The 7,596-nt window shown below is 67.4% G+C and carries 4 protein-coding genes; 1 reads left to right on the top strand and 3 read right to left on the bottom strand.

Going from position 1 to position 7,596, the window contains the following annotated elements; translation table 11 throughout:
• Positions 1 to 89: 89 nt before the first annotated feature.
• A complete protein-coding gene (locus tag A6P39_RS43140) occupies positions 90 to 1,340 on the bottom strand; it encodes an MFS transporter (protein ID WP_275884012.1) in 1,251 nt (416 codons plus the stop codon).
• A gap of 817 nt (positions 1,341 to 2,157) precedes the next feature.
• On the opposite strand from A6P39_RS43140, the gene A6P39_RS43145 reads away from it, so the two are divergent.
• Complete coding sequence (locus tag A6P39_RS43145) at positions 2,158 to 5,160, top strand: lantibiotic dehydratase (protein ID WP_275884013.1); 3,003 nt, start codon at positions 2,158 to 2,160, stop codon at positions 5,158 to 5,160.
• Positions 5,161 to 5,420: 260 nt separating this feature from the next.
• Here the strand turns inward: A6P39_RS43145 and A6P39_RS43150 are convergent, their stop codons facing one another.
• On the bottom strand, positions 5,421 to 5,675 hold the full coding sequence (locus A6P39_RS43150; protein WP_275884014.1) for a hypothetical protein: 255 nt from the start codon (positions 5,673 to 5,675) through the stop codon (positions 5,421 to 5,423).
• 842 nt (positions 5,676 to 6,517) lie between these two features.
• Complete coding sequence (gene mqnP / locus A6P39_RS43155) at positions 6,518 to 7,420, bottom strand: menaquinone biosynthesis prenyltransferase MqnP (RefSeq protein ID WP_275884015.1); 903 nt, start codon at positions 7,418 to 7,420, stop codon at positions 6,518 to 6,520.
• Positions 7,421 to 7,596: the final 176 nt, after the last annotated feature.

A 7,596-nucleotide genomic window follows, 5' to 3' on the forward strand; every position in this document is an offset into this window, starting at 1 on the left:
CGGAGATACGTGTTGGTCGGCCACCGTCGTGAGTGTCTGCCGGACCGACTCCGCATGCGGAGGGTACAGCCGGCTTCACCTGTTGATGGTCACTTCGTGCTCCGGAGCTGTGTGCCTTCCGCCAGACGGTTGAGGCCGTACACATCCGGGACGCAGAGATTGAGGACGGTAGCCCCGGCGATCAGGCCGGCGCATCCCAGCAGAATGCTCTGGCTGTCCCATGAGCGGGCCGCGAGAGCGGTGATGAGGTAGCCGAGAGGGATGGCGAGGCGCTCCCCGAGCCCACCGAGCGCGCTCATGCGGCCCTGTTCGGCGTGGGGGATGTGCTGTTGGAACGCGGTGGTGAGTGTGACGACCTGGATGTCGAGTCCGATACCCGCGAAGAGGGCGGCCAGCAGGACGAGTGACAGCGGCAGGCCACTTCCCATGGCGGCCAGGGGGAGCGCGAGAGCACCACTCGTCGCGACCGCGACGGCGAGCAGGCGATACGGCTTCCAGCGCAGGCAGACGAGCGTCCCGGCCAGCAGACCGGAGGCGTAGGCAGCCTGGATCAGGCCCCAGTCGCGCGCACCGGCGTAGTGCTGAGCGGCGATCAGGGGGCCGAGAAGCTGGAAGCCTGCCAGCCAGGCCGCGACGAGCACGGTCCCGGCAGCCGTATAGGTCCACAGCCAGGTACGCGACCAGAAGCCCGTCCATCCTGCCCGCAGATCCGCCAGGAGACTATTGGTGGTGACCGGCGCGTCAAGGCGCAGGCCGCGAAGCAGCACGGCCGCGGCGGCGAATGTGACCGCGTCCCAGGCCAGGGCCCACGCCGCGCCGCTGGCGGCGACGATGACTCCGCCGATGACGGGCGCCAGGGCTCTGACGGCGTTCCCCGGCAGCCGGAGCATCGCGTTGGCCTGCTGCAGTTGCTCCGCGGGAACGATCTGAGCGACGGCGCCCTGCGAGGCAGGAGCGATGATCGACGTTGCGATTCCTGAGAGGAAGCCGCACGCGGCGATCGACACCGTCGTCGCATGGCCGCCGGCCACCGTGACCGCCAGCACACCCTGAGCGGCTGCCGCCAGCAGATTACCGGAGAAGAGCAGCAGGCTTCGCGAGAGGCGGTCCGCGAAGACGCCCCCCACGAGAAGAAAAACAATCGTCGGGACAGTGTTCGCGGCAAGCACCAGACCGAGATCTCCCGCTTCTCCGCCCTGACCGATGACGGAATAGGCAAGTGCCAGGGGGGCCATCGCCGACCCGGTGGCCGAGATGAGACTGGCCGATGCGAACCGCCGGAAGCGCGGGTATTTCCACAGGGGGCTGCTGCTGGTCGGTGAGTCGGTGGCTGTCTTCATGATCTCCCTATTGCTCGGCGCAGCGAACACCCATTGGCCACCAAATCAACGGGTTCACCCGCCGGGGTTTCCACATGAACTCCGACCCTGTGACGGGCGGCGAGATTCCGCGACAGAAATTCAAAATGACATGTTCGTCGTTGGCGCCGGAACTGTCAACGGCGAAGGTGTGCAACGAATTCTGGGCACCTCTGGTTCGCGCCTGACGTCATATACCGCGATATGGCTGGAATGCTTCGCTCTACATCTCCGAGTGCGGCCGAGGAGGGGCAAATAGTCCGATTTCATCCCGTATATCCCGGCAAGAATGCGCCCAATCGAAGCGGCCTACCGATCACATCCAGCCATCCAGAGCTTTTACGGGAACGTAAAAAAGTTCCTCCTTCCGCATCCCCCTGAGCTGTGGTTATTGTCGCTGCAGCGGAAAGGGTTATTCCGGACCGGTGTCCGGAAATTTCCCGAGCCATGCCAGATACGACCAAGGAGGACACATGGAAGCCAACAACGAGATGCTGAACCTCGACATCCAGGACGAGGAAGTCGCGCACGTCGTCCGGGCTGCCGCCAGCGCCACCCGCGACTACTGACAGACGACCTCACGTCGCTCTCTGACCGGTTGAGGAATCGGCCAGCGAAATGCGGCTACCGGGTGGCCCGCGGTGCCAAGCGGGCCACCCTTCGGGCTCTCTTCGACTCAGGACTCACTCAGTTCGGTCGGACATTGTGAGTCGGGGAAGACGTACGGAGATCACCCCGGCGAATTGCGCCCGCCCCGATGTCCGACAGGAGGAGAGACGGCGGAATGGTGAGCACGCCGATGAATGAACCCCTGTTCACTTCTGCGGTGACGTTCCTGTTGCGGACGCCTCTCGTTGGCAAGACGAGGGCACTGGGCCTGCCGCCGTCCGAGCTGGTGGAGGACGCGCTCCTGCGGGAGGCGATCGCCGTGTCCAGCCCCTCGCTGGCCCATCGACTGCAGTCCATCGCCTCAGGGGAGCCTGCGTCCCCACGCATCCGGGGAAAAGCGCTCTCCTCGGCACTCCGCTACCAGATACGTATGGCTACCCGGTCCACACCCTATGGGCTGATGGCGGGTGTGGCGGTGGGACGTTTCAGCGAGGGCGCGTACGCGACGCTCGGGCGAGAACACCGCAAACGTGTGAAGCCCGACGGCGGCTGGCTGCACAGACAGCTCAAGGAAAGGCTCCGGTCCGACGAACTGGGCCGTCGTGACCTGCGCGTGGTCGTCAACAACTCATGCTCGGTACGGGCGGGCAGGCTGCTCGCTCCCGTGACCGTGAACGGCGAGAAGACCGTTCGATCGAGCGTTCGCTGCTCACCGGTCGTGGAGGCGGTGCTGCGGCTCGCCGCCCGGCCGGTCACCGCCACGGAACTGCACCGTGCGCTGGTCGAGGCGTTCCCCCAGGCGGGAGCCGAGAAGGTCTGGAGCTTCCTGAAGTCGCTTCTCGACCTGGAGATACTCCTGGGCGACGCCTTTCCCCCGCCTTGGCACGAGAACCCGCTCGCGTACGCGTTGGATCGGGACCCCGGCTGGGAGCGCGGACGTCAGTGGGCGCGTCTTGCCGAGGCGTACCGGATCCGTCCCGTCGGCGAGGGGTACGAGGAACTGAAAGCCCTCCATGAGGCGAGCGGACCGGAGCCGGGCGTCCAGGTCGATCTCGCCGTGGACGCGGAGGTGCGGCTGCCACCGGCGGTGGCCCGGGAGGCCGAGCGCGCCGCGACCGTGCTCTGGCGGCTCTCGTCAGGAGACGGCCCCGCCACCCGTGCCATGCGCGCATATCACGCCGAGTTCTGCGAACGGTACAGCGCGGGCGAGCGTGTTCCCGTCACACGTCTGCTCGACCCGGACGCGGGGCTGGGCGCCCCCGCCGGCTACACGCTGCCCGGCGGCCACCGCACGGTTCCGCCCGCACCCGAGCCGGAGACCGGGCGGGAGCGAGTGCTGCACCGGCTGTTCACGCAAGCGCTCACCGCCGGCCGGCGTCACATCGATCTCGGCGAGGAGGACGTCGCGGCACTCGCGTACGAGCAGGGCGAGCTGCCCGCATCCGTCGACCTCTTCGCCTCGGTCGTGGCGGACTCCGCCGAGGCGATGGAACGCGGCGCGTTCGTACTCGTGCTCTCTCCGGTGGGCGGCGGCAGGGAGGCGGGTGCGGTGTGGGGACGCTTCGCCCATCTCCTCGACGCCGGCGAAACACTGACCGAACTGCGCCGCTCGGCGCCGCTCGGCACGTCCCAGGTGCTGCCCGTACAGCTCTTTCACGCGACCCCTGCCACACGTCAGTCCAACGTGACCGGTATCCCACAGGTGGCCGACGCTCACCTCTGCGTGGGCCTGTACGAGGACCCGGACGTACCCGGGACCGTGTGGCTCGGTGATGTCATGGTCAGCGCCGATCAGGACGGCTTCCACCTGTGGGACGACGCCTCGGGACGTGAGATCGCTCCGTTCACCGCGCACGTGCTCAATCCTTCCCAGACCCCCGACGTCGCACGTTTCCTCCGGGAAGCACCCGCCATGACAACGAGGCCCGTGGCCGGCTGGCAGTGGGGTTCCCTCGCCGCCTCCCCCTTCCTCCCCGGCGTGCGGTACGGCCGTACGGTGTTGTACCCGACCTCCTGGCGGCTGGAGGAGGGCGCCTTCTCCAGCCCGGGGGGTGACGAGGCGGAGGCCCTGGAGACGTGGCGCCGCCGCTGGAACGTGCCGGACCGGGTACGGCTGGTGGAGGGCGACCAGTTCGTCGCGCTCGATCTCCGCCTGGCTGGTCACCGAGCCCTGCTGTGCGAGGAAGCGCGCAAGACCGAGTGCCTCCTGCACGAGGACCTCACACTGGAACGCGACGAGGGCTGGCTGGAAGGGCCGGACGGAGCGCACGAGGCGGAGATCGTCATACCTCTGCATGCGAAGCAGCCCATTGCGTCCACTCGCCGCTCCCGGCCCTCCACACCCGCACCGCGCAGGACGGCTGAACTACGGCATCCGCCCGGCGGGGAGTGGATCTCCGCCCACCTGTACGGATCCGCCGGGGCACAACAGGACATCCTGCACACCATTGTGCGTCCTTGGGTGGCCGGCCTGGGCGAGCGGATCGACCGGTGGTTCTTCATCCGGTACGCCGACGAGGCCACCGGACGACCGCACCTGCGACTGCGGTTGCACGGGGAGCCGGGCACGCTGAGCGCGGATGTTCTGCCGCGCCTCGGCACGTGGACGCGGGACCTGCTGGCCGAGGGCGTGTTCAACGACGTCGCGCTGCGCACGTACGCGCCGGAGGCCGAGCGCTACGGGGGCACCGGGTTCATCGCGGAGGCGGAGGGCTTCTTCCACGCGGACAGTCGCCTGGTGCTGGATCGGCTCGAGGGGACGTCGGACGCCCTGGTGGTGGCAACCGACCTTACGGCCCTGGTCCACCACTTCTTGCGGGACTCGGGTGAGGATCCGGCCGAGTGGCTCACCCGGAACTACCCCAAGCACCCGGCGCTCCACCGCGGGTACGTGGCTCGCCGTCCGGAGGCTCGCGCCCTGACGGCGGCCGGGAACCAGGCGCCCGGCGCCACGAGCGAGGCGTTGGAGGACTGGGCGGAGCGGCTCGTCCGCTTCGGCTCGGGTCTGCGCAAGGCAGCGGCCGCGGAGCCGTGGCTCGACCCCTCAGCCGTCCTGCGCGCACTTCTCCATATGCACTGCAACCGCCGCCTCGCCCCCTCATTGGAAGAGGAACGCCGAATCTACGCGTTTGCCCGGGGGACAGCGGAGGACGAACTGAACCGGCGCCGCCGCAGCAGCAGCCGCCGGGAGTGAGCGTGAGTGACGGTGAGCCGAGTGTGCGGTACCCCTGCCGTAGTTGACGCGGGCGGGTGACGGGCGCGCAACCCGGGAGAGTGTGCCGATGGGGGCTGCCAATGGCGCTCCGGAGCGGGTGCCGACTGCCTGTTCGCTCGAACAGGCAGTCGCCTTCCTTGCTGCTGGAGTGTGCTATCGGCCGAAAATGCACTTTCGGTCGCGGATGTGAGACGGAGAATTATTTCCGCTTCACGGAGGAAAAGATGTCTTATGTGGGATCAGTAGTTCTTGTGCCACAGGTTCGCCGTGCCGTTTCCGCCGTTGGCGCAGTAGAAGTACGTGCTCGTAACCCCCTGCTGCTCGCCGCTCGCGCCATTGTACGCAGAGGCCCAGAACTGGCAGCTGGACCAGCTGATGTGCTCCTTGATAAGAGAGTTGGTGTCAGTGGCGGTTGAGGCCTGCGCGCCCGTCGTCACCGCCGCGAGTGCGGCTCCGGCGAGAATTGCCACCGAGGCGATCCGCATCTTGAGCATGTTTACTCCAAATCATTGGTTGACCTGATGGCCGGCGATTTCAGTTCCTGGCTCATCGGAACAGAATTGCGGTTTCTGTCCGCATTCAGTGTGGGTTCTGCGTGCGTTCCCGGTCAATGATGAAAAGGTGAACGTGGGACGTCATGATGCGTGAATCGTGATCGGCCGCGACTGCGGGAAAGTATATTCCTGTTAACCTAAGCGAATAGGAAATACCACCCGCTGTGAAAACGGATTTCGGCTGGTCGAAGGTTCACGCAACGCCCCCTGTCGAGAAGGAATGGCTGATTCCGTAGGGTGCCTGCGACCGCGCCTGCTGGCAGCAGTGAGGCGGAGGGGGTGACGGGCTCGCCGGGGACGGGACAAGAGCCGCTGATCACGATCGGCGGCGGTCTCGCCTCCCTTGGACGAGATCGCGGCGGCGGCGTACTTGTGCGGAGGCGGAAGGCGCCGTCGCCGGCCGGCAGGAAGTCGTTGCCGGCGCGGGAGGCGTCCGCGAGTGCCTTCGGGGCCTCGGTCAGGGGTGCGTCGAGGCGTCGGACCTGGAACAGGTCCCGGAGCGCGGCCATTTTGCGCCGGTGGTGTTGCGCAGGCTGTCGCCCAGCGCGGAGGCGTCCAAAGCCTGGTCCTCGTCGACCGGGATGAAGCCGCCGCGCTGCGCCTGCGGACGTTGGCGAACGTGTTCACTCAGCCGTGCTTGGACGCCATCGCGACTCCGACGCCGGCTGTCCGGGGCCGGCTGCGGCGGAGGCTGAGTCCTCCTTCTGGCACCGACCCTGCTCAGCCCTGGGCCGGGACAAGCAGACTGTTGCGACGCGTGACCGTGCGCGCGCGGCGGCGTTTTACACCGCGAGGCTACGCGTCAGCAGGTCCAGCAGGGCGCACACGAACAGGGCAATGCCGATGAAGCCGTTGACCGAGAAGAACGCCCTGTTCAGGCGGGACAGGTCATGAGGGCGGACGATGCGGTGCTCGTAGCCAAAGGCGCCCGCGACGATCAGCAGGCCGAGCCAGAAGAAGGCGCCGGCGTGGGTGGCCAGGGCGTACCAGACGAACAGGGCCGTCGTGATGGTGTGGCACACCCGCGCGCCCCAGATCGCGGCCGGGATGCCGAAGCGGGCCGGGACCGACATGACGCCGATCTCGCGGTCGGTGTCGACGTCCTGGCAGGCGTAGATCAGGTCGAAGCCGCCGATCCAGACGCCGACGGCGAGGCCGAGGATCACCGCGTCCCAGTTCCAGGAACCGGAAATGGCGAGCCAGCCGCCGATCGGGCCCATGGACTGGGCGAGGCCGAGGATGGCCTGCGGGAAGTTCGTGAACCGCTTCCCGTAGGGGTAGACCACCATCGGGATCACCGCGACGGGGGCGAGGGCCAGGCACAGGGGGTTCAGCAGGGCCGCCGCGGCCAGGAAGACCACCAGGGCGATCAGGGCGCCCGTCCAGGCATGGCGCACCGACATCGCGCCGGTCACCAGCTCGCGGTGCGCGGTGCGCGGGTTACGGGCGTCGATCTCGCGGTCGATGATCCGGTTGACCGCCATCGCGAACGTGCGCAGGCCGACCATGCAGATCGTGACCAGCAGCAGCCGGCCCCAGTGGATGTTCTTGTCCCACTGGTACATCGCCGTCAAAGACGCGATGTAGGCGAAGGGCAGCGCGAAGACCGAGTGCTCGATCATCACCAGGCGCAGGAAGGCCTTCGTGTGCCCCGGCCGGGGGACCGCCGACGATACGGAACTCACAGGGCGCTCCCCTTCCGGTCGGCCACAGTCGTGCGGACTCGAATCTTGACATGTGTGAGTTTGTTCGCGCACACCAGCACGCTGAGCGGTGGGCGGAGATCGTCGTAAGCCATGCAGGCCATTATCGCAAGGCCTCTGCACGGAGGTGTGCGGTCGTGCAGAACATACGTATCTTT

Origin of the sequence: Streptomyces sp. FXJ1.172 (genome assembly GCF_001636945.3) — a bacterium.
Classification (GTDB): Bacteria; Actinomycetota; Actinomycetes; order Streptomycetales; family Streptomycetaceae; genus Streptomyces.